27 protein-coding genes are annotated in these 25,677 nt (G+C 72.9%); 21 read left to right on the top strand and 6 right to left on the bottom strand.

Going from position 1 to position 25,677, the window contains the following annotated elements; translation table 11 throughout:
• Window positions 1–63: 63 nt before the first annotated feature.
• Complete coding sequence (locus tag LPU43_RS25015; protein ID WP_229402974.1) at window positions 64–273, bottom strand: hypothetical protein; 210 nt, start codon at window positions 271–273, stop codon at window positions 64–66.
• 395 nt (window positions 274–668) lie between these two features.
• Here LPU43_RS25015 and rpmE point away from each other — a divergent pair, with 395 nt between their 5' ends.
• Window positions 669–893 carry a 50S ribosomal protein L31 gene (rpmE, locus tag LPU43_RS25010; protein WP_229403080.1) on the top strand — a complete coding sequence of 75 codons (225 nt, stop codon included), beginning with the start codon at window positions 669–671 and terminating at the stop codon, window positions 891–893.
• 121 nt (window positions 894–1,014) lie between these two features.
• Complete coding sequence (gene prfA / locus LPU43_RS25005) at window positions 1,015–2,103, top strand: peptide chain release factor 1 (RefSeq protein ID WP_229402973.1); 1,089 nt, start codon at window positions 1,015–1,017, stop codon at window positions 2,101–2,103.
• A 112-nt stretch (window positions 2,104–2,215) separates the two neighbouring features.
• Here prfA and LPU43_RS25000 read toward each other — a convergent pair whose 3' ends face one another.
• Window positions 2,216–3,772 carry a GGDEF domain-containing protein gene (locus LPU43_RS25000; protein ID WP_229402972.1) on the bottom strand — a complete coding sequence of 519 codons (1,557 nt, stop codon included), beginning with the start codon at window positions 3,770–3,772 and terminating at the stop codon, window positions 2,216–2,218.
• 73 nt (window positions 3,773–3,845) lie between these two features.
• Here LPU43_RS25000 and prmC point away from each other — a divergent pair, with 73 nt between their 5' ends.
• The 4 genes from prmC (at window position 3,846) to LPU43_RS24980 (ending at window position 8,584) form a co-directional block, all read left to right on the top strand.
• Window positions 3,846–4,904 carry a peptide chain release factor N(5)-glutamine methyltransferase gene (prmC, locus tag LPU43_RS24995; protein WP_229402971.1) on the top strand — a complete coding sequence of 353 codons (1,059 nt, stop codon included), beginning with the start codon at window positions 3,846–3,848 and terminating at the stop codon, window positions 4,902–4,904.
• Entirely contained in the window at window positions 4,883–5,548 is a 666-nt protein-coding gene (locus LPU43_RS24990) for an L-threonylcarbamoyladenylate synthase (protein WP_373321814.1), read from the top strand. The genes prmC and LPU43_RS24990 overlap by 22 nt, the downstream gene beginning before the upstream one ends.
• A gap of 1 nt (window position 5,549) precedes the next feature.
• Window positions 5,550–6,161, top strand: coding sequence for an arsenate reductase/protein-tyrosine-phosphatase family protein (locus LPU43_RS24985; protein ID WP_229402970.1), 612 nt, complete (start codon window positions 5,550–5,552; stop codon window positions 6,159–6,161).
• Between the two features lie 302 nt (window positions 6,162–6,463).
• On the top strand, window positions 6,464–8,584 hold the full coding sequence (locus LPU43_RS24980; protein WP_229402969.1) for a transglycosylase domain-containing protein: 2,121 nt from the start codon (window positions 6,464–6,466) through the stop codon (window positions 8,582–8,584).
• A gap of 24 nt (window positions 8,585–8,608) precedes the next feature.
• Here LPU43_RS24980 and LPU43_RS24975 read toward each other — a convergent pair whose 3' ends face one another.
• Window positions 8,609–10,072 carry an SDR family oxidoreductase gene (locus LPU43_RS24975; RefSeq protein ID WP_229402968.1) on the bottom strand — a complete coding sequence of 488 codons (1,464 nt, stop codon included), beginning with the start codon at window positions 10,070–10,072 and terminating at the stop codon, window positions 8,609–8,611.
• A 133-nt stretch (window positions 10,073–10,205) separates the two neighbouring features.
• Between LPU43_RS24975 and LPU43_RS24970 the strand changes: the two genes are divergently transcribed.
• The 12 genes from LPU43_RS24970 (at window position 10,206) to LPU43_RS24915 (ending at window position 20,125) form a co-directional block, all read left to right on the top strand.
• A complete protein-coding gene (locus LPU43_RS24970) occupies window positions 10,206–10,637 on the top strand; it encodes a hypothetical protein (RefSeq protein ID WP_229402967.1) in 432 nt (143 codons plus the stop codon).
• A 135-nt stretch (window positions 10,638–10,772) separates the two neighbouring features.
• Window positions 10,773–11,021, top strand: a complete 249-nt coding sequence (locus tag LPU43_RS24965) for a hypothetical protein (RefSeq protein WP_229402966.1) — start codon at window positions 10,773–10,775, stop codon at window positions 11,019–11,021.
• Window positions 11,022–11,843: a F0F1 ATP synthase subunit A gene (atpB, locus tag LPU43_RS24960; protein ID WP_229402965.1), complete on the top strand. Its 822-nt coding sequence runs from the start codon at window positions 11,022–11,024 to the stop codon at window positions 11,841–11,843.
• Window positions 11,844–11,936: 93 nt separating this feature from the next.
• Window positions 11,937–12,164: an ATP synthase F0 subunit C gene (atpE, locus tag LPU43_RS24955; protein ID WP_229402964.1), complete on the top strand. Its 228-nt coding sequence runs from the start codon at window positions 11,937–11,939 to the stop codon at window positions 12,162–12,164.
• A gap of 32 nt (window positions 12,165–12,196) precedes the next feature.
• A complete protein-coding gene (locus LPU43_RS24950; RefSeq protein WP_229402963.1) occupies window positions 12,197–12,727 on the top strand; it encodes a F0F1 ATP synthase subunit B in 531 nt (176 codons plus the stop codon).
• Window positions 12,727–13,548: a F0F1 ATP synthase subunit delta gene (locus LPU43_RS24945; RefSeq protein ID WP_229402962.1), complete on the top strand. Its 822-nt coding sequence runs from the start codon at window positions 12,727–12,729 to the stop codon at window positions 13,546–13,548. The genes LPU43_RS24950 and LPU43_RS24945 overlap by 1 nt, the downstream gene beginning before the upstream one ends.
• A 93-nt stretch (window positions 13,549–13,641) precedes the next feature.
• Window positions 13,642–15,282, top strand: coding sequence for a F0F1 ATP synthase subunit alpha (gene atpA / locus LPU43_RS24940; RefSeq protein ID WP_229402961.1), 1,641 nt, complete (start codon window positions 13,642–13,644; stop codon window positions 15,280–15,282).
• Window positions 15,283–15,291: 9 nt separating this feature from the next.
• Window positions 15,292–16,212, top strand: a complete 921-nt coding sequence (locus LPU43_RS24935) for a F0F1 ATP synthase subunit gamma (RefSeq protein ID WP_229402960.1) — start codon at window positions 15,292–15,294, stop codon at window positions 16,210–16,212.
• On the top strand, window positions 16,212–17,666 hold the full coding sequence (atpD, locus tag LPU43_RS24930) for a F0F1 ATP synthase subunit beta (RefSeq protein WP_229402959.1): 1,455 nt from the start codon (window positions 16,212–16,214) through the stop codon (window positions 17,664–17,666). The genes LPU43_RS24935 and atpD overlap by 1 nt, the downstream gene beginning before the upstream one ends.
• A 212-nt stretch (window positions 17,667–17,878) precedes the next feature.
• Complete coding sequence (locus tag LPU43_RS24925; RefSeq protein WP_229402958.1) at window positions 17,879–19,258, top strand: LCP family protein; 1,380 nt, start codon at window positions 17,879–17,881, stop codon at window positions 19,256–19,258.
• 114 nt (window positions 19,259–19,372) lie between these two features.
• Window positions 19,373–19,657 (top strand): F0F1 ATP synthase subunit epsilon, encoded by a 285-nt coding sequence (locus LPU43_RS24920; RefSeq protein WP_229402957.1) that lies wholly within the window; start codon window positions 19,373–19,375, stop codon window positions 19,655–19,657.
• Window positions 19,658–19,669: 12 nt separating this feature from the next.
• Window positions 19,670–20,125, top strand: coding sequence for a DUF2550 domain-containing protein (locus LPU43_RS24915; protein ID WP_229402956.1), 456 nt, complete (start codon window positions 19,670–19,672; stop codon window positions 20,123–20,125).
• 3 nt (window positions 20,126–20,128) lie between these two features.
• On the opposite strand, the gene LPU43_RS24910 is transcribed toward LPU43_RS24915, so the two are convergent.
• Window positions 20,129–20,557, bottom strand: coding sequence for a VOC family protein (locus tag LPU43_RS24910; RefSeq protein WP_229402955.1), 429 nt, complete (start codon window positions 20,555–20,557; stop codon window positions 20,129–20,131).
• The gene (locus LPU43_RS24905) at window positions 20,533–21,105 is read right to left on the bottom strand and encodes a cob(I)yrinic acid a,c-diamide adenosyltransferase (RefSeq protein ID WP_229402954.1); all 573 of its coding nucleotides are present in this window, start codon (window positions 21,103–21,105) and stop codon (window positions 20,533–20,535) included. Before LPU43_RS24905 ends, LPU43_RS24910 begins: the two co-directional genes overlap by 25 nt.
• Here LPU43_RS24905 and murA point away from each other — a divergent pair.
• Together murA and LPU43_RS24895 are read left to right on the top strand one after the other, a co-directional pair.
• Window positions 21,104–22,516, top strand: coding sequence for a UDP-N-acetylglucosamine 1-carboxyvinyltransferase (murA, locus tag LPU43_RS24900; RefSeq protein WP_229402953.1), 1,413 nt, complete (start codon window positions 21,104–21,106; stop codon window positions 22,514–22,516). The two genes, LPU43_RS24905 and murA, sit on opposite strands and share 2 nt — an antisense overlap.
• 75 nt (window positions 22,517–22,591) lie before the next feature.
• Complete coding sequence (locus LPU43_RS24895) at window positions 22,592–23,440, top strand: 3-hydroxyacyl-CoA dehydrogenase family protein (RefSeq protein ID WP_229402952.1); 849 nt, start codon at window positions 22,592–22,594, stop codon at window positions 23,438–23,440.
• A 15-nt stretch (window positions 23,441–23,455) separates the two neighbouring features.
• Here the strand turns inward: LPU43_RS24895 and LPU43_RS24890 are convergent, their stop codons facing one another.
• On the bottom strand, window positions 23,456–24,640 hold the full coding sequence (locus LPU43_RS24890; protein WP_229402951.1) for an MFS transporter: 1,185 nt from the start codon (window positions 24,638–24,640) through the stop codon (window positions 23,456–23,458).
• Between the two features lie 58 nt (window positions 24,641–24,698).
• Here LPU43_RS24890 and LPU43_RS24885 point away from each other — a divergent pair, with 58 nt between their 5' ends.
• Window positions 24,699–25,655, top strand: coding sequence for an ArsR/SmtB family transcription factor (locus LPU43_RS24885; protein ID WP_229402950.1), 957 nt, complete (start codon window positions 24,699–24,701; stop codon window positions 25,653–25,655).
• Window positions 25,656–25,677: the final 22 nt, after the last annotated feature.

Here is a 25,677-nt window from a genome sequence, read left to right as displayed (position 1 = left end):
GTGGTGGCGGACGTGAGGCGGGGCCTCACCCCCGTGGGGTGAGGCCCCGCCGTGCCTGTCGGATCAGCCGGCGCAGGTGCTGCAGCCCTTCCTGATGGTCTGGGACCTGCCCTCGCAGTTGTAGTGCTCGACGACCTCGTCGAGCCAGAGGGTCCCGCACGGGTCGCAGGTCGTCCCCAGGTAGCGGCAGGCGTAGGCCGTCGCCGCGTCCGCGGTGATCCGGGGGCTGAGCAGGCGCATGGCCCGGTCGCTGAGCTCGGTGAACAGTCGCATTCGACGCTGCCTTTCGTGTTGGTGGTGAATCCGGATAGGAAGAAACTATCGACGGTCGATATACGGAGGCGTACATGACGAATACAAATTCACAGTGCGGTTGAGCCGGCAGCGCGCGGCGACATTGCGGTACGCCCTGTTCCCGGTGAGGGCGGACCGGACACCCGTCCCGCGAGCCCGGGTGGGTGTCCGGCCCGCCGGGGCGGGAATGCGGGTGGGGGCCGGTGTGTTGACGTAGCCGGACCAGCCGTGCGGCCTGCCTCACGGGCCGCTGGAAGCCCATGGCACACTGGTCAATCGGCCACCGGTTCCGGTTCACGCCCGAGCCCGGCGCGCATCCCGCGCCGGTGCCGCACGGCGACCCGGCGACCACCCACGAGAGGACCGAAGGCGACATGAAGTCCAACATCCACCCGGAGTACACGACCACCGAGGTCCGCTGCTCCTGCGGCAACACCTTCACGACCCGCAGCACCGCCAAGGGCGGTTCCATCAGCGTCGAGACCTGCAGCGCCTGCCACCCGTTCTACACCGGCAAGCAGCGCGTGCTCGACACGGCCGGCCGGGTCGCCAAGTTCCAGCAGAAGTACGCCAAGGTTCAGGCCAAGAAGGCCAAGTAGTTCCACGTTCGGCGCCCGCGCCCGGCTTCGTGCCGGGCGCGGGCGCTGTCCGTATCGCCCTCTTTACCCCCCGGCCGCCCGTCCCGGCCGGTCCTCGCCGTCGTCGAAGGAGCACCCGAGCATGAGCAGCGAACGGCTGGCCGCCCTCCTCGACGAGTACGCCGGGCTGGAGAAGCGCCTCGCCGACCCGGCCATCCACGCCGACCAGAACACCGCCCGGCGGGTCGGTCGCCGCTACGCCGAGCTGGTGCCGCTGCACAAGGCGGCCGGCGAGCTGGAGCAGGCCCGCGCCGACCTGGTCGCCGCGCGGGAGCTGGCCGCCGAGGACGCGTCCTTCGCCGCCGAGGCGGAGTCGATCGCGGCGGGGCTGCCCGCGCTGGAGGAGCGCCTCGCGGAGCTGCTGATCCCGCGCGACCCGCACGACGCCAAGGACGTGATCGTCGAGATCAAGGCCGGCGAGGGCGGCGAGGAGTCCGCCCTGTTCGCCGGCGACCTGCTGCGGATGTACACCCGGTACGCCGAGCGGCGCGGCTGGCTCACCGAGGTCATCGACGCGCAGGACTCGGACCTGGGCGGGGTCAAGGACGTCTCGCTGGCGATCAAGACCAAGGGCGTCCCCGAGGGCGGCAACGGCGTGTGGTCGCGGCTGAAGTGGGAGGGCGGGGTGCACCGGGTGCAGCGCGTCCCGGTCACCGAGTCGCAGGGGCGCATCCACACCAGCGCCGCCGGGGTGCTGGTGCTGCCCGAGGCCGAGGACGTGGACGTCACCATCGACCCGAACGAGCTGCGGATCGACGTGTTCCGCTCGTCGGGGCCGGGCGGGCAGTCGGTTAACACCACCGACTCGGCGGTCCGGATCACCCACGTGCCGACGGGGATCGTCGTCTCCTGCCAGAACGAGAAGTCCCAGCTCCAGAACCGGGAGCAGGCGATGCGCATCCTGCGGGCGCGGCTGCTGGCCGCCGCCCAGGAGCAGGCCGACGCCGCCGCCTCGGACGCCCGCAAGGCGCAGGTGCGCACGGTGGACCGCTCGGAGCGCATCCGCACGTACAACTTCCCGCAGAACCGGATCACCGACCACCGGATCGGCTACACCGCGTACAACCTGGACCTGGCCCTCGCCGGGGAGCTGGACGGCGTGCTGGACGCCCTCGCCGAGGCCGACCGCGCCGCCCGGCTGGCCGGCGACACCGAGCTGACCCGCCGCTGAGCCGAGAAGGGCGCGGCCCGGAAGGCCGTCGGGCCGGGCAGGCGCGCCCGCCGGGCCGGGGGAGGTCCGCCGAGCGGGGAGCCCGCCGGCCGAACAGCCCCGGTCCGGCCCGTCAGGAGGCGCGGGCGCGGGCCTTGTTGGCGAGCATCTCCCGGTCGGCGATCTCGAACGCCGCGCCGAGCGCGTCGCGCCGGCCCGGGCCAGCGCCGTTGACCTCGGCGAAGCCGATGCTCACGCCGACCGGGGTGCCGGGCACCAGGGCCTCCCAGTCCTCGGTGCGGATCGCCGCCTCGATCCGGCGGGACACCTCGGCGGCCTCGTCCATCCCGGCATCGGGGAGCACCACCACGAACTCGTCGCCGCCGTAGCGGGCCACGAAGTCGCCCCGGCGCATCACCCGGTTGATCACCCCGGCGATGCGCTGGAGGACCAGGTCGCCCGAGTGGTGGCCGTGGCGGGTGTTCACGGCCTTGAAGCCGTCCAGGTCGCACACGCCGATCACCGCCTTCTCGCCGCCGGCCACCAGGGCGGCGATGTAGCGTTCCAGCCGGCGGCGGTTGGGCAGGCCGGTCAGCGGGTCGGTGAGCGCCTCGCCCTCGAACCGGGCCGCCTCGCGGCGCACCTCCTCGTGGTCGATCCGGGCGGCGATGCCGTCGATGTAGACGTCGCGCAGCCGGTCGTTGCGCTGCGCGGCGAGCCGGAACGCGTGCCGGTCGGCCCGGTGCGCCGACGCGTGGTCACCGGCCTGGCCGTAGGCGATGCTGCGCAGCCGGGCCGGCTCGGCCGCGCCGAGGGTCTCGTGGGAGACCCGGGCGGCGTCGAGCCGGGTGACGGCCTCGATCGGGTTGCCGGCCGCGATGGCCAGGCAGACCTGGCCGAGCTGCTGCATGTCGCGGGCCCGCGCGCTGTCCCCCGGGTGGCCGAGCAGCCGGACCGGGTCCGCGTCGGCGCCGGTGCCGGTCTCCACCCGGTCGCCGAGGATGGCGCGGCGGGCGGCGGCGTAGCCGTACGCGACCAGGCAGCTCGGCCGCAGCCCCGTGGTCTGCCCGCCGCGCAGGAACCGGTCCAGGTCGGTGGCGACGTCGCGCAGCACCCGCAGGCAGCCGTCGCTGTCGCCGTTGTGGTCGAGGGCCACGGCGTTGCGCAGCCGGATGCCGGGGGCGGCGAAGGTCTCCTCGGGGATGCCGGCGGCCACCCCGAGCTGGCGGGCGCGCTCGATCGCGCCGAGGGCGTAGCCGTGGAAGCTGAGGTAGGAGTAGGCCATCGCCAGGTCGTACCAGCCCCACGCGGTGTCCCGGTCGGGGTCGTGCACCGCGCCGAGCGCGCGGGCGGCCTTGACCAGGTGGGTGACGCACCGGTCGAGCGCGCCCTGGTGGTGGGCGGCGAGCGCGGCCAGCGCGTTGAGGTGCCCGTGCGGGTACGGCTCCGCGAGGTCACGGACGGCGGCCGACGCCTCCTCGATCGCCCGGGTGAACTCGGCCGTGCGACCGAGATTGATCAACGCGGAGAGGCGCTGGACCAGCGCGTCGACCCTCGCGTACGGGTCGGTGGTGGTGCGGATCACCCCGTCGAGGAGCACGGTCGCCTCGGCGGAGCGACTCACCTCCTGCAAGACGCGGGCCCGCGTGAGGGCGTCAACCTGGTCGTTGACCCGGTCGAGCCACCCCACCCGAGACCTCCTGTCGGTGTGCGCACCGACGCACCAGCTCGTGGCGCGGCCCGCGACGCTTCATGATTATGACGTGACCTTCCTTTCGCAACACCCGTCCGAAGGGTCGGAACGGCTTCGGCCCGCCGTCGCGATCGCGCGGGCCGTCCGGGTGCTCGCCGAGGCGGGGATCGAGGCGCCCCGCGCCGAGGCGGAGCTGCTCGCCGCCCACGTGCTGGGCGTACCCCGGGGGCGGCTGGCGCTGGCCGACGGCCTCGCCCCCGGAGAGCTCGACCGGTACGACGCCCTGGTCGCCCGCCGCGCGGCCCGGGAACCGTTGCAGCACCTCACCGGCAGCGCCGGCTTCCGGTACCTGGAGCTGGCGGTCGGCCCGGGGGTCTTCGTGCCCCGGCCGGAGACCGAGCTGCTCGCCGGCTGGGGCGTCGACCGGGCCCGGTCCCGCCGGTCGGCGGAACGGGGCGGGACCGGCGGGGAACGGGACAGGGCTGGCGGGGAGCGCGACGGGGACGCGGGGGAGCGCGGCGGGGTCGACGGGCCGCTGGTCGTCGACCTGTGCAGCGGGTCGGGGGCGATCGCGCTCGCGGTCGCGCAGGAGGTGCCCGGTGCCCGGGTGGTGGCCGTGGAGCGGTCCCCGACCGCGTTGGCGTGGCTGCGGCGCAACGCCGCCGACCGGGCCGTCGCCGGGGACCGGCCGGTCGAGGTGGTGGTCGCCGACGTCACCGATCCGGGCCTGCTGCCCGAGCTGGTCGGGCGGGTGGACGTGCTGCTGTGCAACCCGCCGTACGTGCCGCGCGCCGTGGCCGTCCCCCCGGAGGTGGCGGCGCACGACCCGGACGAGGCGGTCTTCGGCGGTGCGGACGGGCTGGACGTGATCCGGCCGGTGCTCGCGCGGGCCGCGGAGCTGCTGCGCCCCGGCGGCGTGCTGGGCGTCGAGCACGACGACACGCACGGCGCGGCGGTGCCCGCGCTGCTGCGCGCCGACGGTCGGTACGAGGCGGTCGAGGAGAACCGGGACCTCGCCGGGCGGCCCCGGTTCGCCACCGCCCGACGCCGTACCGCGTCCGGGCCGGCCGGCCTGCGTCACGCCGGGCACGACGCCGGGGCCGGGGCGTGGCAGACTGGCTTCTCGTGATGCTCTACGACTGCCGGTCGCCCGCCGACCGGGACCGCGGCATCGCCGCTGCCATCGAGGCGATCAAGAACGGCGAACTGGTCGTCCTGCCGACCGACACGGTCTACGGGGTGGGCGCGGACGCCTTCACCCCGTACGCGGTGAAGGCCCTCTCGGACGCCAAGGGCGGCACGCGGCAGGCCCCGCCGGTGCTGATCGGCTCCCGGCACACCCTCGACGGCCTCGTCTTCACGCTGCCCCAGGCGGCCCGCGACCTGGTCGAGGCGTTCTGGCCGGGCGCGCTCACCATCATCGTGGAGCACTCGCCGAGCCTGTCGTGGGATCTCGGCGACGACAGCGGCACCGTGGCCGTGCGGATGCCGCTGCACCCGGTGGCCCTGGAGGTGCTGCGGGAGACCGGCCCGATGGCGGTGGCGTCGGCCGCGAAGGCCGGCCAGCCGGCGGCGGTCACCGCCGAGGTGGCGCGGGACCAGCTCGGGTACGCCGTCCGGACGTACCTGGAGGCGGGCCCCTGCCCCGACCCGGTGCCGAGCACCATCGTCGACCTCACCGGTGACGTGCCGAAGCTGCTGCGCGGCGGCGCGATCCCGTTGGAGAAGCTCCGGGACGTGGTGCCGGAGATCGTCGAGAGCCGGGTGGGCTGAGGTGCCGCCGTTCACCGTCCTGCACGTCTGCATGGGCAACATCTGCCGCTCGCCGATGGCGGAGCGGCTGCTGGCGCTGGCCGTCCGCGAGCGGCTGGCGCGGCGCGGCGTCGACGCGGCCGGCGCGGACGCGCTGCTGCACAGCCACAGCGCCGGCACCGGCGGCTGGCACGCGGGCGAGGAGATGAACCCGCCGGCCGCCCGCCAGGTGGTGTCCCGGGGCGGCGACGTCGACGGCTTCGCCGCCCGGAAGCTGCGCTCCGACCTCATCGACGCCGCCGACCTGGTGCTCACGGCCACCGCCGACCAGCAGGAGTACGTGGTGGCGCTGCGCCCCGACGCCGCCGCCCGCACGTTCGTGCTCGGCGAGTTCGGCCGGCTCCTCGCCGCCGTGGACGCCGCCGGCCTGCCGCCGGCCGAGGCCGCCCCGGACGCGGTGTACGCGCGGGGGGTGGCCCTGGTGGCCGCCGCGCACGCTGCCCGGCAGGGGGCGTCCGCGCTGCCCGGCGACGACCTCGACGACCCGTGGGGGCGCGGCGACCAGTGCTTCAGCCGGGTCGCCGACGAGATCGAGGAGACCGTCGAGCCGCTGTCCGCCGCCCTGCTGCCCTGACGCCAGCGCCGCCGACGTCGCGCCGGGCGAGGATCGCCGGCCGCCGTGACCCGGCGGCTCCGAGGGGTGGATACCGCCGGGCGCCGTGACCCGGCCGCTCCGGGCGGATGCCGCCGGTCGCCGTGAGCCGGCGGCTCCGACGGCGGGGCCCGGTTCGGGCGCTCCGGCCACCGCGTGTCCGGCGGCGCGTCGCGTGTCTTTCTCGCGAAATTCGTCCCCCTTCGGGGAAACCCGGCGGGGCCCACCGGCCCCCGGGCCATTCTGAACGGGTCCGCACTGACCGGCTCCTGCGAGGAGAGCTGATGATCCGGGCCCGTCGTCTCCACAAGCTGATGACCGTCGCGATAGCCGGCGTGCTCGCCGGGCTGGCGCTCGCGGTTGCCGCCCTGCCGGCCGCCCTGGTCTTCGGGATCGGCGTCCGGGGGCTCACCGAGCCCTGGTCGGGGCTGCCCGAGTCGCTGCGCAGGCCACCCACGGCGCAGCGCTCCACCCTCTACGCCAACGACGGCACCACCCCGATCACCTCGTTCTACACCGAGGACCGGGTGGACGTGCCGCTGTCCGGGGTGGCGCCGATGATGCGCGAGGCCGTCGTCGCCGCCGAGGACGACCGCTTCTACCAGCACCGGGGCGTCGACGCGCGGGCCGTGGTCCGGGCGTTCACCGCCAACAGCGGCGGCGATGGGCCCCGGCAGGGCGCCTCCACGCTGACCATGCAGTACGTCCGCAACGTGCTCGCCAGCGACCCGGCGCTGACCGAGGAGCAGCGGGCCAAGGCCACCGAGATCACCGCCGCCCGCAAGATCAAGGAGATGCGGTACGCCCTGGCGCTGGAACAGGAGATGAGCAAGGACGACATCCTCGCCGGCTACCTCAACATCGCCTACTTCGGCGCCGGGGCGTACGGGGTGGGGGCCGCCAGCAAGCGGTACTTCTCCAAGTCGCCCGCGCAGCTCACCCTCGCCGAGGCGGCCCTGCTCGCCGGGCTGGTCCGCTCGCCGCACACCGACGACCCGATCAACGGCGACGCCGACGCGGCGCTGACCCGCCGGGCGTACGTGCTGGACCGGCTGGTCGAGACCGGCCGGGTGGCGCCCGACGCGGCCGCCGCGGCGAAGGCCGAGCCGCTCACGCTGCGGCCCGACGCCACGCCCAACGACTGCACGGCGGTGTCGGAGGAGCACAACGACTGGGGCTTCTTCTGCGACTGGTTCACCCGCTGGTGGTCCGAGCAGCCGGCCTTCGGCGCCTCCGCCGAAGAGCGACAGCGCACGCTGCGCCGGGGCGGCTTCCGGATCGTCTCCACGTTGGACCCGGCCGTGCAGCGGACCGTCACCGAGCAGGTCGCCCAGGTCTACCGCGTCGACGACGCCGGCGCGGCGCCGACCGCGGTCGTCCAGCCCGGCACCGGGCGGGTCCTGGCCCTGGCCGTGAACCGCAACTACAGCGTGGCCGCCAACCCGCCGGGCGCGGGGAACCGCCCGAACACCGTCAACCAGCTCGTCGCCGGGGGCGGGACGATCGACGGCTACCAGGCCGGCTCCACGTTCAAGATCTTCGCCGTGCTCGCCGCGCTGGAGGCCGGGCTGCCGCTGGACACCGGCTTCGCCGCCCCCGCCCGCGTCCTCACCCGCTACCCGGTCACCGGCGGCTCCGCCGACTGCGGCGGCCGGTGGTGCCCGGCCAACGCCGACCCGGCCTGGATGGACGGCTACCGGACGATGTGGGACGGGTTCGGCCGGTCGGTGAACACCTACTTCGCCTGGCTGACCGAGCGCGTCGGCGCGGACCGGGTGGTGGAGATGGCGCAGCGGCTCGGCATCCGGCTGCGCGCCGACTCCGACGCCCGGATGGCCCGCCACGGCGCGCGGGAGTGGGGCCCGTTCACCCTGGGGGTCGCCGCCACCACCCCGCTCGACCTGGCCGGGGCGTACGCGTCGGTGGCGGCCGAGGGGATGTGGTGCGCGCCCACGCCGGTCCTGCGCATCCTCGACGCGCACGGGCGGGAGGTCGCCGCCGGGCGTCCCGACTGCCGGCAGGTGCTCGACGTGGACGTGGCCCGGGGCGCGGCCGACGTGGCCCGCTGCCCGGTCGGCGACCAGTCGATGTACGGCCGCTGCGACGGCGGCACCGCCCCCGAGCTGCGCGCCCGGCTGGGCCGGCCGGTGGCGGGCAAAACCGGCAGCTCGGAGGGGAACGGGGCGGAGACGGTGGTCGCCTTCACCCCGCAGCTCGCCGTCGCCTCGATCGCGGCGAACCCGGACGACCCCCGGGAGCCGGTCGGCAAGACGGTCCAGGCCCGGCTGGTGGACGTGGTCGGCCGAACCCTCTACGAGGCCCTGCGGGACCAGCCGGTGCGCGACTTCGTCCCGCCCAGCGAGTCCGTCGCGCGCCTCGTCACGGGCCCGCGCACCGGCAACTGAGCCGGCTCGCCGGCTGCGTGCCGGTCAGGGGCGGGCGCGCTCGGCGTGGCGGGCGATGTTGCGGGCCATCCCGGCGAAGACGACCCCGTGGAAGGGCAGGACGGCACCCCAGTAGGCGTGCCCGGCCAGGCCCCGGGGGAGGAAGACCGCCCGCTGGACGTACCGGCTTCCGCCGCCGTCCGCCGGCTCGGCGCGCATCTCCAGCCAGGCCCGGCCGGGCAGCCGCATCTCGGCGCGCAGCCGCAGCAGCTTGCCCGGGACGACCTCCTCGACCCGCCAGAAGTCCAGCGCCTCGCCGACGCGGAGGTGGTGCGGGTCACGCCGGCCCCGGCGCAGCCCCACCCCGCCGATCAGCCGGTCCAGCCAGCCGCGCACCGCCCAGGCCAGCGGGAACGAGTACCAGCCGTGTTCGCCGCCGATGCCCTCGACGACCCGCCACAGCGCGTCCGGCGGGGCGTCGACGGCCCGCTCCCGTACGTCGGTGTAGACCGTGCCGCCGGACCACCTCGGGTCGCTGGGCAGCGGCTCGGCCGGGGCGTCCGGGCCGCTCGCGGTGGACCAGCGGGTCTCCACCTCGGCGTCGCGGATCTTCGCCAACGCCAGCTCGACCGCCCGGTCGAAGCCGGTGAGCCCGCCCGGCGGGTCGGGGACGTGGGCGGCGATGTCGTGCTCGCGGGCGACCGCCTCGTGGACGAGGCTCTCCACCAGGGGCCGGGCGATGGCGTTCGGCACGGGGGTGACCAGCCCGACCCAGTGCGAGGAGAGCGACGGGGTCAGCGCCCGGACCGGCACGACGACCCGCCGGCGCAGCCCGGCCACCCGGGCGTACCGGCGCATCATGTCCTCGAAGGTGAGCACGTCCGGGCCGCCGATGTCGAAGCCCCGGTTGACCTCGGCCGGCAGCGTCGCGCAGCCGGTGAGGTAGCGCAGCACGTCCCGCACGGCGATCGGCTGGACCCGGTTGCGCACCCAGCGCGGGGTGACCATGGCGGGCAGCCGCTCGGTGAGGTGGCGCAGCATCTCGAACGACGCCGAGCCCGACCCGATGATCACCGCGGCCCGCAGCACCGCCGTGGGCACCCCGCTGTCCAGCAGGATCCGCCCCACCTCGGCCCGGGACCGCAGGTGCGGCGAGGTCGCCCCGCCGCCGGCCGGCTGCGGCCCGCCCAGGTAGACGATCCGGTGTACGCCGGCGACCATGGCCGCCTCGGCGAAGTTGGCCGCCGCCTCCCGGTCGGCGGCCTCGAAGCCGGTCTGGCCGAGCGAGTGCACCAGGTAGTACGCGACGTCCACGCCGGCGAACGCGGCCGGCAGGGTCTCCGGTCTTCGCAGGTCGCCCTCGGCGATCTCGACCCGCGCCGCCCACGGCACGTCGCGCAGCCGGCCGGCGGCGCGGGCCAGGCAGCGCACGGTGTGTCCCTCGGCGAGCAGGCGGGGCGCCAGCCGGCCGCCGATGTACCCGGTCGCGCCGGTGACGAGGCATCGCACAGCCTCCAGTGTGCGGCCTCATAGACTCCCTCGTTGTGGAGAACGCGACGAGCACCTTCCCGGGGCCGGCCTTCGAGCAGCTCCGCGCCGCCGGTCCGGTGCCGGGCGGGGCGGCGCGAGCGGCGTACCCCCGATGAGCGAGCCGCGCGCGGGCGAGCCCGGCGCCATCCGGTCCCGGCTGCCGCACCTGCGCCCGCCGCTGCTGGCCTGCGCGGTGCTCGCGCTGGTCGCGGTTCCGACCGCGGCGGTGCTGCGCGGGGGAACCGGCGCGGCCGGCGTGGCCGCCGGCATCGCACTGGTCGTCGCCAGCTACCTGGTCTCCGGCGTCTCGGTGGCCTGGGCCGACGCCGTCAACCCCCGGCTGATCATGTCGGTGGGGCTGGTCACCTACGCCACGAAGATCGTGGTGCTCGGGGTGGCGATGGCCGCCGTCGCGGCCACCGGCTGGCCCGGCCTGCCGGACATGGGAGTGGCGATCATCACAGCCGTGGTGGTCTGGACGGGCGCCCATCTGGCCTGGGCCCTGCGCTCGCCGCTGCCCACCTTCCAGCGTCGCGAGGAGTGACGACGCGCCCGTTGCGCTCCGGCATTTCAGGCTGCCGTGCGGGGCCGTACGGGAGTAACCTGACCAACGACTTACGCGCCCGCACCACGGCCCGCACGCTGTCCGCAGTGTGGGGGGTGCCGCACACTCCCGCGCGTGCCTGCTGATATTGTTCGCCTCGTCATGGCAGAAGACTCACACTCACGAAAGTCCGATGAGCATTCGTCGGACGGCGTGGCGGGGGCCGTTCTGGGCTACCTACTCGCCGGCATCGTGGTGTGGGGCTTCCTCGGCTGGTTGGTGGAGCAGCTCTTCGATCTGCGAACCGGCATCGGGGTCGCCGTTGGCATGATCTTCGGCGCGGCCGGAGCGATTTACCTGATCATGAAGAGGCTCAGTGCTTGAGTGCCAGCACGCGCGGGTCTGTCGAGTGCGGAGGATGACACGGTGAGCGGACAGCTGGTCGTCGCCCAGGAGCTGCCCTGGCCCCCCAGCGTCGGGGACTTCTACCCGCCGAACGTCGCCGGCCCCTGGGTGACGAAGTTCGGCATCATGGTCTGGCTCGCGGTCGCGCTGCTGATCATCTTCTTCCTGGTCGCCTACCGGAAGCCCACACTGGTACCCGGCAAGACCCAGTTCTACGCGGAGTCCCTCTACGGGCTGGTGCGGGACAACATCGCCAAGGAGCAGATGGGCGCGGCGGGCATCCGCTTCGCGCCCTACTTCACGGTGCTGTTCAGCTTCATCGTGCTGACCAACCTCTTCGCCATCGTGCCCGGGTTGCAGATCTCGCCGAACTCGCACATCGCCTTCCCGATCGTGCTCGCCGCGATCTCCTACGTGATGTACCTCTACATCGGCGCCCGCAAGCACGGCCTCGGCCGCTACCTCAAGCAGAGCCTGATCATCCCGGGCGTGCCGTGGCCGATGCACATCCTGCTGATCCCGATCGAGTTCCTCCAGACGTTCGTCGTCCGGCCGGTCACCCTGGCGCTGCGGCTCTTCGCCAACCTGTTCGCCGGTCACCTGCTCCTGCTGGTCTTCACGATCGGCGGCTTCGTGATGCTCAACTCGAACAGCCTGTTCGTCCAGGTGACCTCGGTCTTCTCCTTCCTGATGGCGATCGTGATGACCTTCTTCGAGGTGCTGGTCGCCGTCCTGCAGGCATACGTCTTCGTCACGCTGAGCGCGAACTACATCGGAAGTTCGCTCGCCGACGAGCACTGATCGGGCTCGGCGGGCCGCCCGGCCCGACCAAGCTTCTGGTACCGACCCGCGTACGCGTGAGACCTCACGCGTCGAACAGGAGGAATACCCGCAATGACTGTTCTTGCCGCCATCGAGGGCAGCGTCAACACCATCGGCTACGGCCTCGCCGCCATCGGCCCCGGTATCGGTGTCGCGCTGGTCTTCGCGGCCTACATCCAGTCGAGCGCCCGCCAGCCGGAGTCCGCCGGCTACAACCGCACCTGGCTGGTCCTGGGCTTCGCCCTGGTCGAGGCGCTCGCCCTCTTCGGCCTGGTGCTCGCCTTCGCCGTCGGCGGCTGACGAGAGCCCTCTCCACGACCCGGAGGTCTGACATGTTCATCGCCGCAGAAGGCGTGGAGCACAACCCGATCCTGCCGCTCTGGCAGGAGCTCGTCGTCGGGACGATCTCCTTCGCCCTGCTCTGCTTCGTCCTGCTGAAGTTCGTCCTGCCCCGCATGGAGGCGATGTACCAGGCGCGGGTCGACGCGATCGAGGGTGGCCTCAAGCGGGCCGAGGCCGCCCAGGCCGAGGCGAACCAGCTGCTGGAGCAGTACCGGACCCAGCTCGCCGAGGTGCGCAACGAGGCGGCCCGGATCCGCGACGACGCGCGGGCCGACGCCGAGGGCATCCGTCAGGACATCCTCGCCAAGGCGCGCGAGGAGTCCGACCGGATCATCGCGGCCGGCAAGGAGCAGCTCGCCGCCGAGCGGGCCACCATCGCGCGCGAACTGCGCACGGAGGTCGGCACCATCGCGGTCGAGCTGGCCAGCAAGATCGTCGGTGAGTCGCTCGCCGACGAGGCGCGTCGCAAGGGCACCGTCGACCGGTTCCTGAGCAGCCTCGAGAGCGCGGGGGCCCGCTGATGCAGGCCGCCAGCCGGGAGTCGTACAGGATCGGGGCCGAGCGTCTCGACACGTACGTCCGCGGCGCGGAGGCGTCGGCGGTGGCGACCACTGCCGCCGACCTCCTCTCCGTCGCCGACCTGCTGCGGCGCGAGCCGCGGCTGCGCCGGGCGCTCTCCGACCCGGCCCGCTCGGGCACCGACCGCGCCGCACTCCTCGGCGAGCTGCTGCGCGGCAAGGTGGGCGCCGAGGCGCTGGACATCCTCGCCGTGCTGGTCGCCGGCCGCTGGTCGGCGCCGTCGGAGCTGCTCGACGGCACCGAGCGGCTCGGCGTCGAGGCGCTGCTGGCCAGCGCCGACACCGCCGGTGACCTCGGCGAGGTCGAGGACGAGCTGTTCCGCTTCGGTCAGGTGGTCGCCGGTCAGTCCGCGCTGTCCAACGTGCTGACCGACGCGAACGCCCCGGTCGGGCAGCGGGCCGGGCTGGCCCGCGAGTTGCTCGCCGGCAAGGCCCGCCCGGTCACCGTCAGCCTCGTCGAGGTGGCGCTGAGCGGGTTCGGGGGTCGCTCCTTCACCGGCGCGCTCTCCCGGCTGGTCGAACTCGCCGCCGACCGGCGGGACCGGCAGGTGGCGTACGTGACCGCGGCGGCCCCGTTGAGTGAGGAGGAAGAGCGCCGGCTGGGCGCGAGCCTCTCCGCGATATACGGTCGGGAGGTCTCCGTCAAGCAGTCGGTGGACCCCTCGGTTCTCGGTGGCGTCAGCGTGCGGGTCGGCTCCGACCTGTACGACGGCACCGTCCTGCGCCGCCTCAACGAGAGCCGCAACGCGCTCGCGAAGCGCTGAGGCGGCGCCGCCGCCCCGCGCCTGTGACATAGACGCCATTCGGACCGGTCGGTACTAGGTATCCCGGGCCCCTGATACTTAAGGAAGCAGAGGATGGCCGAGCTGACCATCTCGACGGAGGAGATTCGCGGCGCCCTGGAGCGCTACGTCTCCTCCTACTCGTCCGAACTCTCCCGCGAGGAGGTCGGCACCGTCGCCGACACCGGCGACGGCATCGCCCACGTCGAGGGCCTCCCCTCGACCATGACCAACGAGCTCCTGGAGTTCGAGGACGGCACCCTGGGTGTGGCGCTGAACCTCGACGTCCGGGAGATCGGTGTCGTCGTTCTCGGTGACGCCGCCAAGCTCGAAGAGGGCCAGCGGGTCAAGCGCACCGGCCGGGTGCTCTCCGTGCCGGTCGGCGACGCCTTCCTCGGCCGCGTGGTCGACGCGCTCGGCCAGCCGATCGACGGCCTCGGCGACATCGCCAACGAGGGCTACCGCGAGCTGGAGCTCCAGGCCCCGAACGTGATGTCCCGGCAGTCCGTCGACGAGCCCCTCCAGACCGGCATCAAGGCGGTCGACGCCATGACCCCGATCGGTCGGGGTCAGCGTCAGCTCATCATCGGCGACCGGAAGACCGGCAAGACCACGGTCGCGCTGGACACCATCCTCAACCAGCGGGACAACTGGCGCTCCGGCGACCCGAAGAAGCAGGTCCGCTGCATCTACGTCGCCATCGGCCAGAAGGCCTCCACGATCGCCTCGATCAAGGGCATCCTGGAGGAGGCGGGCGCGATGGAGTACACCACCATCGTCGCCTCCCCGGCGTCCGACCCGGCCGGCTTCAAGTACCTGGCCCCGTACACCGGCTCGTCCATCGGGCAGCACTGGATGTACGGCGGCAAGCACGTCCTGATCGTCTTCGACGACCTGAGCAAGCAGGCCGAGGCGTACCGCGCCGTGTCGCTGCTGCTGCGCCGCCCGCCGGGCCGCGAGGCGTACCCGGGTGACGTCTTCTACCTGCACTCCCGCCTGCTGGAGCGCTGCGCGAAGCTCTCCGACGAGCTGGGCGGCGGCTCGATGACCGGCCTGCCGATCATCGAGACGAAGGCCAACGACATCTCGGCCTTCATCCCGACCAACGTCATCTCGATCACCGACGGCCAGATCTTCCTGGAGACCGACCTGTTCAACCAGGGCGTCCGGCCGGCCATCAACGTCGGCACCTCGGTCTCCCGGGTCGGTGGCGCCGCCCAGGTGAAGCCGATGAAGAAGGTCTCCGGCTCGCTGCGGCTCAACCTGGCCCAGTTCCGCGAGCTGGAGGCGTTCGCCGCCTTCGCCTCCGACCTGGACAAGGCCTCCCGCGCCCAGCTTGAGCGCGGGTCGCGCCTGGTCGAGCTGCTCAAGCAGCCGAACTACTCGCCGTACCCGGTGCAGGAGCAGGTCGTCTCGGTCTGGGCCGGCGTCGAGGGCAAGCTCGACGACGTCCCCGTCGGCGAGGTGCGCCGCTTCGAGTCGGAGTTCCTCCAGTACCTGCGGCACAAGCACGAGGGCGTCCTCGCGGCGATCGCCGACAACAAGTGGGACGACGAGGTGATCTCCTCCCTCGACCAGGCCATCACGAGCTTCAAGCAGATGTTCCTGGGCAAGGAGGACGAGCGGCGGGTCAACGAGGCCCCGGCGGCGCCGCTGGAGGGCGAGGAGAACCGCGAGACGGTCACCCGCTACCGCGACGGCGCAGAGAAGCAGTAGGGCTGACTCATGGCGGCCCAGGTACGCGTTCTTCGTCAACGGATCCGCTCGGCGAAGGGGATGAAGAAGATCACCAAGGCGATGGAGCTCGTGGCGACGAGCCGGATCGCCAAGGCCCAGGCCCGGGTGGAGGCGTCCCTGCCGTACGCCCGGGCGATCACCGGCGTGCTCACCGCGCTGGCGTCCAACGCCCGGATCGACCACCCGCTGCTCACCCCGCGCGAGCGGGTGCGGCGGGCGGGCGTCCTGCTGGTAACCGCCGACCGGGGCCTGGCCGGCGGTTACAGCTCCAACGCGATCAAGACCGCGGAGTCGCTGATCGCCCGGCTGCGCGCCGACGGCAAGGAGCCCGTGCTCTACGTCATCGGCCGCAAGGGCGTCGGGTTCTTCCGGTTCCGTGACCGGCCGATCGAGGCGAACTGGACGGGCTTCTCGGAGCAGCCGACGTTCGCCGACGCCCGCGAGGTGGGAGACACCCTCATCAAGGCGTTCTCCGCCGGCACGGAGGGCGACACCGAGGCCGCGGGGGTGGCCGGGGTCGACGAGCTGCACATCGTCTACACCGAGTTCCACTCCCTGATGACCCAGACGCCGGTCGCGAGGATCATCGGCCCGATGCAGGTCGAGGACCGGCCGCGGTCGGAGGGCGTGCTCCCGGCGTACGAGTTCGAGCCGGAGGCGGAGGCGCTGCTCGACGCGCTGCTGCCGAAGTACATCAACACGCGGATCTACGCGGCGTTGCTGGAGTCGGCGGCGAGCGAGTCGGCGGCCCGTCGGCGGGCGATGAAGAGCGCCACCGACAACGCCGAAGAGATGATCGAGAAGTACACGCGTGAGATGAACTCGGCCCGCCAGGCCGGGATCACCCAGGAGATCAGCGAGATCGTCGGCGGCGCGAACGCGCTGGCCGCGTCGGGAAGTGAAGTGTGATGACTGTATCCGCAGTTGCTGGCGGACCAGCAGAGACCAAGACGGCCACCGGTCGCGTGGTCCGGGTCATCGGCCCGGTCGTCGACGCCGAGTTCCCGCGCGACGTCATGCCGGCCCTGTTCAACGCCCTGCACGTCAACGTCAACCTGTCAGGCGGCGAGAAGACGCTGACCCTGGAGGTCGCCCAGCACCTGGGTGACAACCTGGTCCGCGCGATCTCGATGCAGCCGACCGACGGCCTGGTCCGCGGCGCCGAGGTGCGCGACACCGGCTCGCCGATCACCGTGCCGGTGGGCGACGCGGTCAAGGGCCACGTGTTCAACGCGATCGGCGAGTGCCTCAACCTCACCGAGGGCGAGACGCTGCAGGCGGACGACCGGTGGGGCATCCACCGCAAGGCCCCGGCCTTCGCGGACCTGGAGCCGAAGACCGAGATGCTGGAGACCGGCATCAAGGTCATCGACCTGCTCGCCCCGTACGTCAAGGGTGGCAAGATCGGCCTGTTCGGCGGCGCGGGCGTGGGCAAGACGGTGCTCATCCAGGAGATGATCACCCGCGTGGCCCGGAACTTCGGTGGTACGTCGGTCTTCGCCGGCGTGGGTGAGCGCACCCGTGAGGGCAACGACCTCATCGCCGAGATGACCGAGTCCGGCGTCATCGACAAGACCGCGCTGGTCTACGGCCAGATGGACGAGCCGCCGGGCACCCGGCTGCGGGTCGCCCTCTCCGCGCTGACGATGGCGGAGTACTTCCGCGACGTGAAGAAGCAGGAGGTGCTGCTCTTCATCGACAACATCTTCCGCTTCACCCAGGCCGGTTCCGAGGTGTCCACCCTGCTCGGTCGTATGCCGAGCGCCGTGGGCTACCAGCCGACCCTGGCCGACGAGATGGGCGAGCTCCAGGAGCGGATCACCTCCGTCCGGGGCCAGGCCATCACCTCGATGCAGGCGATCTACGTGCCGGCGGACGACTACACCGACCCCGCCCCGGCCACCACGTTCGCCCACCTCGACGCGACCACCAACCTGGAGCGGTCGATCTCCGACAAGGGCATCTACCCGGCCGTGGACCCGCTGGCGTCCTCGTCCCGCATCCTCGCCCCGGAGTTCGTCGGCGCCGAGCACTTCGCGGTCGCCACCGAGGTGAAGCGGATCCTGCAGAAGTACAAGGACCTGCAGGACATCATCGCCATCCTCGGCATCGAGGAGCTCTCCGAGGAAGACAAGATCACGGTGGGCCGGGCCCGCCGGATCGAGCGCTTCCTGTCGCAGAACACCTACGCCGCCGAGCAGTTCACCGGCGTGCCGGGCTCGACGGTGCCGATCGCCGAGACCATCGAGGCGTTCAAGAAGATCAGCGAGGGTGAGTACGACCACTTCCCCGAGCAGGCCTTCTTCATGTGCGGCGGCCTGGAGGACCTGGAGCGCAAGGCCGCGGAGCTGATGAAGGGCTAGACATCCGTTCCGCCAACGAGGACCGTCCCGGTTACGGGGCGGTCCTCGTTCGTCTCCGGGTGGCCCTATGATCTCCGCTGTCCGGTTGGCGGGCGGCGATCGGGTCGGACGCGAGGTACCGTCGATCCACGCCGCAGCCCGTACGCGTGGTGGTGGCGGCAACTTTTCGGCTGCGTGCGCCCGTCTCGTGTCCGTGGGCGTGACGAACGGAGATGCTCGTGGGTAAGGCCGGCAGGGACGGCGAGGCCGGTAGGGCCGGCAGGAGTGGCGAGGCGGCCAGGGCCGGCAGGGGTGGCAGGGCCGCCAGGCCCGGCGAGGCCGGCAGGGGTGGCAAGCCCGGTGGCGGCAGCAGGGCCGGTGGCGGCGGCAGGCCCGTCAGGGCCGGCGAGGCGGCCAGGGTCGGCGCCGCCGGGGCCGGCAAGACCGCCGGGGCCGGCAAGACCGGCGGGGGCGGCGGTGCGGCCGGTGCGGGCGGCGGGAAGAAGTCGTCCACCTGGTCGCGGGTGCCGCGCTGGGCGCGGGTCTGCACCGTCTTGGGCGCCGTGCTCATGCTGCTCAGCGGGGGCGTCCTGGTGGGCTACGAGGCGCTGCTGTCGCGGTACGAGGGCGCGGTGGGCAAGGGCGACCTGTTCGGCGACCAGGCCGCCGGGGCCCAGGAGCGCAAGAGCGACATCAAGGGCCCCCTGAACATCCTGCTGGTGGGGATCGACCCGCGCGACCCGACGACCCCGCCGCTGGCCGACTCGATCATGGTGCTGCACGTGCCGACCGAGCTGGACCGGGCGTACCTCTTCTCGCTGCCCCGGGACCTGCGGGTCGAGATCCCGAAGTTCACCAAGGCCGAGTTCGGCGGCGGCACCGACAAGCTCAACGCCGCCATGTCGTACGGCAGCCGGGTGTCGGGGCAGAACCCGGACGCCGCCCGGGGGTTCGAGCTGCTGGCCATGACCGTGCAGCAGGTGACGGGGATCGAGCGCTTCGACGCGGGCGCGATCATCAACTTCACCGGCTTCCAGAAGATCGTCGACGCGATGGGCGGCGTCGAGATGTACATCGAGCGCGAGGTGCGTTCCGAGCACCGCGAGCCGAGCGGCGTGCACCGCAAGGGCAACCCGTACGGCGACGGTTACATCGGCCCGCAGGCGGTCTACAAGAAGGGCACCCAGCACCTCAGCGGCTGGCAGGCGCTCGACTACGTGCGGCAGCGGTACCCCAAGAACGGCGTTCCCGACGGCGACTACGGCCGGCAGCGCCACCAGCAGCAGTTCATCAAGGCGATGGTCGACCAGGCCTCCAGCGCCGACGTGGTGACCAACCCGATCAAGCTGGACCGGGTGGTCCGGGCCGCCGGCCAGTCGCTGGTCTTCAACGGCCGGGGCAGCAGCGTGGTCGACTTCGCGCTCGCCCTCAAGGGCATCCGCGCCGACAGCGTGGAAATGATCAAGCTGCCGGGGGAGAGCATCGGCGTCGGGGCGGGATACCGGGGCGAGCGGCTGACGCCCGAGGCCGAGGGCTTCTTCACCGCCCTGAAGAAGGAACAGATCGACGGGTTCCTCCTGGAGCATCCCGATTTCCGCAACACGACGAAGTAACGTCGGCATCGGGCGGTTCCGCGCGGGGTGGCGCAGCTTACGCCACCCGCCTTGGGAGTGCGCGGGGGGCCCGACTAGACTTTCCGAAATCCGCCGCCGCAGCAAGGAGACAGCGTGGCACAGCAGCTTCACGTCGAGCTCGTAGCCGTCGAGGAGAGGGTCTGGTCCGGCGAGGCCGAGATGGTCGTCGCCCGGACGACCGAGGGTGAGCTCGGTGTGCTGCCGGGGCACGCGCCCCTGCTCGGCCAGCTCGCCGAGCCCGGCCAGGTCCGCATCAAGCTGCCCGGCGGCGAGCAGGTCTCGTACGAGGTCGCCGGCGGCTTCCTGTCGGTGAGCAGCGAGGGCGTCACCGTGCTCGCCGAGAGCGCCACCCCGGTCTCCGCCGCGCAGAGCCGCTGAGCCGACCCGCCGATGGAGATCGTGGAGGGGATCGGAATCGGCGTAGCCGCGGTGCTCGTGGCGCTCTTCATCCTTTTCGCCCGGCGGGCGCTGGTCACCCGCACCGGCGGGATCATCCGGCTCAGCGTCCGGGTCTCCACGATGCTCGACGGCCGGGGCTGGTCGCCCGGCTTCGGCCGATTCTGCGGCGACGAGCTGCGCTGGTACCGGATGTTCAGCCTCGCCCTGCGCCCCAAGCGGGTCCTCTCCCGCAAGACCCTCGTCGTCGAGCGTCGCCGGCTGCCCGAGGGGCAGGAGCGGCTCTCCATGCCCGCCGACTGGGTGATCCTCCGCTGTACCAGTCCGCACGCCCCGGTGGAGATCGCGATGGCGCAGTCCACCGTCACCGGGTTCAGCTCCTGGCTCGAGGCCGCCCCGCCCGGGGCGGCCTCGCCGCGTTTGGCCGCCCAGGACTGGCCCGCCGCCTGAGGTCTACGGGGCCGGCGAGGCGACCAGCTCGACCTCGTACCCCTGGTTGTCGGTGAGGTAGGCCGCGTAGCAGGCCGGGCCGCCGGCGTGCGGGTGACGGTCGGGGAAGAGCAGCGCCCAGCCGTGGGCCGGGGCCGCCGCGACCAGCCGCTCCACGGCGGCCGGCGGGCCGGCGTGGAACGCCAGGTGGTTCAGACCCGGGGCGAGCCGGTCGTGGTTTCGCCCGGACAGGGCCGGGGACTCCTCCAGCACCAGGTAGGTCGGGCCGAGCCGCCAGGACCGGCCGGCGGGCCAGTCCTGGAACGGCTCCCAGCCCAGCTCGCCCAGCAGCCAGCCCCAGGCGCGGACCGCCCCGGCCAGGTCCGGCACCCAGACCTCGACGTGGTGCAGGGCCCCGACGGGGACGCTCAGCGACTGCCGCCCGGCACCCACAGCACGTCACCTGCCGGATTCGCCGTTCTTGACAGGATAAAGAGCAGATCGGAGAGCCGGTTGAGATACTTTGCCGGGAGGGTGCTGGTCCGGTCCGGGTCGTGGGCCACCAGCGCCCACGCCGCGCGCTCGGCCCGCCGGGCGATCGTCCGTGCCACGTGCAGCAGCGCCGCTGAAGCGGTGCCGCCGGGGAGGATGAAGGAGTCGAGCTTGCTCAGGCGTGCGTTGTACTCGTCGCACCACCCCTCGAGGCGCTCCACGTACTCCTCGGTCACCCGCAGCGGCGGGTACTTGGGGTCCGGCTCGACCGGGGTCGACAGGTCGGCCCCCACGTCGAACAGGTCGTTCTGGATCGACGCCAGCACCGCCCGCAGCTCGTCGTCGGGCTGCCCGAGGGCGAGGGCGACGCCGATCGCGGCGTTGCACTCGTCCGTGTCGGCGTACGCGGCGATCCGGGGGTCGGTCTTCGGCACCTGCTCGTTGTTGCTCAGCCTGGTCATGCCGGCGTCGCCGGCCTTGGTGTAGATGCGCGTGAGGTGGACGGCCATGACGCACAGCCTACGGATACCGGACCTGACCATCCCGGCTCGGCCGGCCGCGCTCGGCCCCGGGGACCCGGCCGTCGACGACGTCGACGTCATCCGGGTCGCCGGGGGCGCCCGCCTCGACGGCACGGTGCACGTGGTCGGTGCGAAGAACTCGGCCCTCAAGCTGATGGCCGCCGCGCTGCTCGCCCCCGGGCGCACCACGATCACGAACGTCCCCCGGATCACCGACATCGCCATCATGGGGGAGGTGCTGCGCCGGCTGGGGTGCGGCGTGCGGTTCGACGCGGACGACCCCGTCGACCCGATGGTGGCCCGGGGCGGGATCGCCCGGTCCCGGTCGGTCACCATCGACGTGCCGGAGCGGCCCGGCGCGGAGGCCGACTACGACCTGGTCCGCCGGCTGCGCGCGTCGATCTGCGTGCTGGGCCCGCTGCTGGCCCGCCGCAGGCACGTGCGGGTGGCCCACCCCGGCGGGGACGCCATCGGCTCCCGGGGGCTGGACATGCACGTCGCCGGGCTGACCCGGATGGGCGCGGACATCTCCGGCGAGCACGGCTTCGTCGTCGCCGCCGCCCCGGACGGCCTGCACGGCGCGGACATCGTGCTGGACTTCCCGAGCGTCGGCGCCACCGAGAACCTGGTGATGGCCGCCGTGCTGGCCCGGGGCGGCACGGTGATCGACAACGCGGCCCGGGAGCCGGAGATCGTCGACCTCTGCTCGATGCTGATCCGGATGGGCGCGCGCATCGAGGGGGAGGGCACCTCGACCCTGCGCATCGAGGGGGTGCCCGAGCTGCGGCCGGTGCGGCACGCCACGGTGGGGGACCGCATCGTCGCCGGCACCTGGGCGTTCGGTGCGGCGATGACCCGGGGGGACGTCACCGTGACCGGGATGGATCCGGGGTTCCTGGAGGTCGCGCTGGACAAGCTGGTCTGCGCGGGCGGCCTGGTGGAGACCCGGGCGGACGCCTTCCGGGTACGGATGGACGACCGCCCCCGCTCCGTCGACGTGGTCACCCTGCCGTACCCGGGCTTCGCCACCGACCTGCTGCCGATGGCGATCGGGCTGGCGTCGGTCAGCGACGGCGCGTCGCTGATCACGGAGAACATCTTCGACGGTCGGTTCATGTTCGCCAACGAGATGATGCGGCTCGGCGCGGACATCAGGACCGACGGCCACCACGCCCTGGTCTGCGGGCGCGACCGCCTCTCCGGCGCCCCCGTGCGGGCCACCGACATCCGGGCCGGCGCGGGGCTGATCATCGCCGGCCTCTGCGCCGACGGGGTCACCGAGGTCTCCCACGTGCACCACGTCGACCGCGGCTACCCGGACCTCGTCGCCGACCTGCGGGCGCTGGGCGTCGAGGTCGAACGCGGCACCGCGCCCGACGAGCCCGACCTCACCATCTGAGGGCCGCCCTTAGCGGTCGTTCAGCCTCGCGGACTAGGGTGCTCGCAGACACTCATTCCAGCGAGGGAGAAGCAGATGGCGGGTCGACTCGCGGTCGTCGGTGCCGGGCTGATGGGCTCGGGCATCGCCCAGGTGGCGGCGCAGGCGGGCTGGCAGGTGACGCTGCGCGACCTGGACGACGCGGCCACCGGGCGGGGCGTCGACGGCATCCGGAAGTCGCTTCGGAAGTTCGCCGAGAAGGGGAAGATCGAGGCGTCGGACGTCGAGGCGACCCTGGCTCGGATCACCCCGACCACCGAGCTGGAGGCGGCGGCCGACGCGGACATCGTCGTCGAGGCGGTCTTCGAGAAGATCGAGATCAAGCACGAGGTGTTCCGCGCGCTGGACAAGATCTGCAAGTCCGACGCGGTGCTGGCCACGAACACCTCGGCCATCCCGGTCACCCAGATCGCGGCCGTCACCGAGCGCCCCGAGTCGGTCGTCGGCACGCACTTCTTCTCGCCGGTGCCCATGATGAAGCTCTGCGAGCTGGTGCGGGGCTACAAGACCAGCGACGCGACCCTGGCCACCGTCAAGGCGTTCGCCGAGGAGATCGGCAAGACCGTCGTCGTGGTGAACCGGGACATCGCCGGCTTCGTCACCACCCGCCTGATCGCCGCCCTCGTGGTCGAGGCGGTCAAGCTGGTCGAGTCCGGCGTGGTGTCGGCGGAGGACCTGGACACCGCGTGCAAGCTCGGCTTCGGTCACGCGATGGGCCCGCTGGCGACCACCGACCTGACCGGCGTGGACGTGCTGCTCAACGCCGCGAAGAACATCTACACCGACACCGCCGACGAGAAGTTCTTCCCGCCGGAGCTGCTCCAGCGCATGGCCACCGCCGGCGACCTGGGCCGCAAGACCGGCCAGGGCTTCTACACGTACTGACGGGCAGCCGGCCGCTCAGCGGACCGCCTCCACGGGCGCGGGGGCGGTCCGCCGCAACCCGGCGGTGAGCACGAGCGTGGCCGCCAGCGCCGCCGCAGCGAGCAGCGCGGCGGCCCAGTTCGCCGGGATCAGGTCCGCGACCGTGCCGGCGAGCACGGCACACAGCGCCTGCGAGGCCATCATCCCGTTGTGGTGCAGGCCGAGCACCTGACCCCGGACCTCCGCGGGCGAGTGGACGATCAGCCGCTCCTGCAACGGCAGCCCGGAGGCGAAGCCCACCGAGGCGACGCCCGCGACCAACATGGCCAGCGGCAGCGTCGGCGACAGCGCGAGGGCCAGGTAGGGCAGGACGAGCAGCAGCCGTAGGGCGGGGACCAGTCGGTCCCGCCGGGCCGGGGGCAGGAGCCGCCCCACCACGACGTCGCCCGCCAGCATGCCGAGGGCCGCTGCGGCGTAGAGGAAGCCGGCCCGGTCATCGGCGTACGGCACGAAGAGCGCCTCGCAACCGACGACCAGGCCGCCCGGCAGCCACAGGTTGAGCAGGAGCGAGCGGCGGCCGGGATCCGTCCAGAGTTCCCGGTTCACCCGGAGTGTGCGCCCGACCGTCGTCCGGCCGGTGGTCCGGGCCGGGCGCTCCGAGATCCCGAACCACCCGACCGCCGCCGCCACCACCCGCAGCACCGCCGCGAGAAGGAACACCTCGTATGGGTCCAACCAGACCAACAGGACGCCGCCCAGCCCGAACCCGGCGATCTGCATCGCGCCGACGCTCGTGTTCATGGTGGACCGGCCCAGCACGTAGGCGTCGGCTGGCAGGATGTCGGTGAGCAGCGCCCACCGGGCCCCGGCGGTGATCGAGCCGACGTACGCGCCGGTGAAGATGATCGCGAACCGGGCCCACAGCGGCAGGCCGGGCACGGCCTGGAGTGCTGTTCCGGCGGCGACCAGCACGGCGGCGAGGGTCAGCGCCCGTCGGGGCGGAAGGCTGTCCGCAGCCGACAGCAACGTCAGGCTGCCGAGCACGCCGGCGAGCGGCGCGCCGAACATGCTCAGCGCGGTGAGCAGCGCCGAGCCGGTCGACGCGTAGGTCAGCGAGCCCAGCGCCAGCGCCGACGTCGTGTGCGCCGCGATCCCCGCGCAGTTCGCCAGGAACAGGTTGCGGAACTCCCCGACCGCGAACAGATCTGCGTACGTTCTCACGGGCATCATCGTGTGGGGCGCGGGATGGGTCTCGTAGAGTTACGTCTGGAGGCGAAACATGGCCGTCTGGCAGGTGCCGTCGGATCTCCTCGCGCGCAGCCGCTTCACGGTCTCGCCGATGGTCGACACGGTCGCCGCGCTGCGCGCGTTGAACGACCCGCATACCCCGTGGCAGCGGGCCTGGCGGGAGCCACACGTCGAGGCGTTCCGGCGGATGCTGGCCGGTAGGCCGGTGGTCCGGGCGCTGCTGCCCGCGTCGTTCCACCCCCGGTGGACCGCGGACTTCCTCACCGTCGCGCCTGCCTCGCCGGGGCCGACCTTCGCGGCGGAGCTGGCGGCCGTCGGGCGGCTGTCCGACGAGCGGATCCGGGCCGACCTGCGCGCCACCCGCCCCGAACCGCTCGCCGCCGAGCTGCTGGCGGACGGTCTCTCGGGGCAGGTGGTGGAGCTCCTCGACTGGGTCTGGACGCACACTGTCGAGTCGGAGTGGCCGGAGCGGGAACGCCGGCTCAGGGCGGACATCGTGGCCCGCACCGCCGCGTTGAGCACGGGCGGCTGGGCCGGGGTGTTCGCCGACCTCAACCGCAACGTGCGCTGGCTGGGCGACGGCCGGCTCCAGGTCAACGACTATCCGGAGCCGCCGCTGTCGCTGGACGAGGCCGAGCAGCTGTTCTTCATCCCGGCGCACTGCCGGCGCGGCTGGGTGGTCTGGGACAGGCCGACCCTGTTCGGGATGGTGTACCCGGCGCGCGGAATCCTGGTCGACCCGATCTCACCGGCACCCGACGGGCTCGCCCGGCTGATCGGCGCGAACCGGGCCAACATCCTGGCCAGGCTGGACACACCGATGAGCACCTCGCAGCTCGTGGTGGTGACCGGGCTCTCCCTCGGGACGGTGAGCGACCACCTGCGGGTGCTGCTGGACGCGGGCGCCGTCGGCAAGCGGCGGTCCGGGCGCGAGGTGCTCTACTGGCGTACGCCGCTCGGCGTCGCGCTCACGACGTCCACGCGTTAGCCGGGGGCCCTTCCTCTACCGC

Source organism: Micromonospora okii (assembly GCF_020884795.1).
Classification (GTDB): Bacteria; Actinomycetota; Actinomycetes; order Mycobacteriales; family Micromonosporaceae; genus Micromonospora; species Micromonospora okii.
This window is presented reverse-complemented; position numbering and strand designations above follow the sequence as displayed.

Excerpts from the sequence above, each read along its gene's own strand:
- LPU43_RS25015 (WP_229402974.1), bottom strand. The coding sequence starts at position 273 with ATGCGACTGTTCACCGAGCTCAGCGACCGGGCCATGCGCCTGCTCAGC.
- rpmE (WP_229403080.1), top strand. The coding sequence starts at position 669 with ATGAAGTCCAACATCCACCCGGAGTACACGACCACCGAGGTCCGCTGC.
- prfA (WP_229402973.1), top strand. The coding sequence starts at position 1,015 with ATGAGCAGCGAACGGCTGGCCGCCCTCCTCGACGAGTACGCCGGGCTG.
- LPU43_RS24980 (WP_229402969.1), top strand. The coding sequence starts at position 6,464 with ATGATCCGGGCCCGTCGTCTCCACAAGCTGATGACCGTCGCGATAGCC.
- LPU43_RS24970 (WP_229402967.1), top strand. The coding sequence starts at position 10,206 with ATGAGCGAGCCGCGCGCGGGCGAGCCCGGCGCCATCCGGTCCCGGCTG.
- atpE (WP_229402964.1), top strand. The coding sequence starts at position 11,937 with ATGACTGTTCTTGCCGCCATCGAGGGCAGCGTCAACACCATCGGCTAC.
- LPU43_RS24950 (WP_229402963.1), top strand. The coding sequence starts at position 12,197 with ATGTTCATCGCCGCAGAAGGCGTGGAGCACAACCCGATCCTGCCGCTC.
- LPU43_RS24945 (WP_229402962.1), top strand. The coding sequence starts at position 12,727 with ATGCAGGCCGCCAGCCGGGAGTCGTACAGGATCGGGGCCGAGCGTCTC.
- atpA (WP_229402961.1), top strand. The coding sequence starts at position 13,642 with ATGGCCGAGCTGACCATCTCGACGGAGGAGATTCGCGGCGCCCTGGAG.
- LPU43_RS24935 (WP_229402960.1), top strand. The coding sequence starts at position 15,292 with ATGGCGGCCCAGGTACGCGTTCTTCGTCAACGGATCCGCTCGGCGAAG.
- atpD (WP_229402959.1), top strand. The coding sequence starts at position 16,212 with ATGACTGTATCCGCAGTTGCTGGCGGACCAGCAGAGACCAAGACGGCC.
- LPU43_RS24925 (WP_229402958.1), top strand. The coding sequence starts at position 17,879 with ATGCTCGTGGGTAAGGCCGGCAGGGACGGCGAGGCCGGTAGGGCCGGC.
- LPU43_RS24915 (WP_229402956.1), top strand. The coding sequence starts at position 19,670 with ATGGAGATCGTGGAGGGGATCGGAATCGGCGTAGCCGCGGTGCTCGTG.
- murA (WP_229402953.1), top strand. The coding sequence starts at position 21,104 with ATGACGCACAGCCTACGGATACCGGACCTGACCATCCCGGCTCGGCCG.
- LPU43_RS24905 (WP_229402954.1), bottom strand. The coding sequence starts at position 21,105 with ATGGCCGTCCACCTCACGCGCATCTACACCAAGGCCGGCGACGCCGGC.
- LPU43_RS24895 (WP_229402952.1), top strand. The coding sequence starts at position 22,592 with ATGGCGGGTCGACTCGCGGTCGTCGGTGCCGGGCTGATGGGCTCGGGC.
- LPU43_RS24885 (WP_229402950.1), top strand. The coding sequence starts at position 24,699 with ATGGCCGTCTGGCAGGTGCCGTCGGATCTCCTCGCGCGCAGCCGCTTC.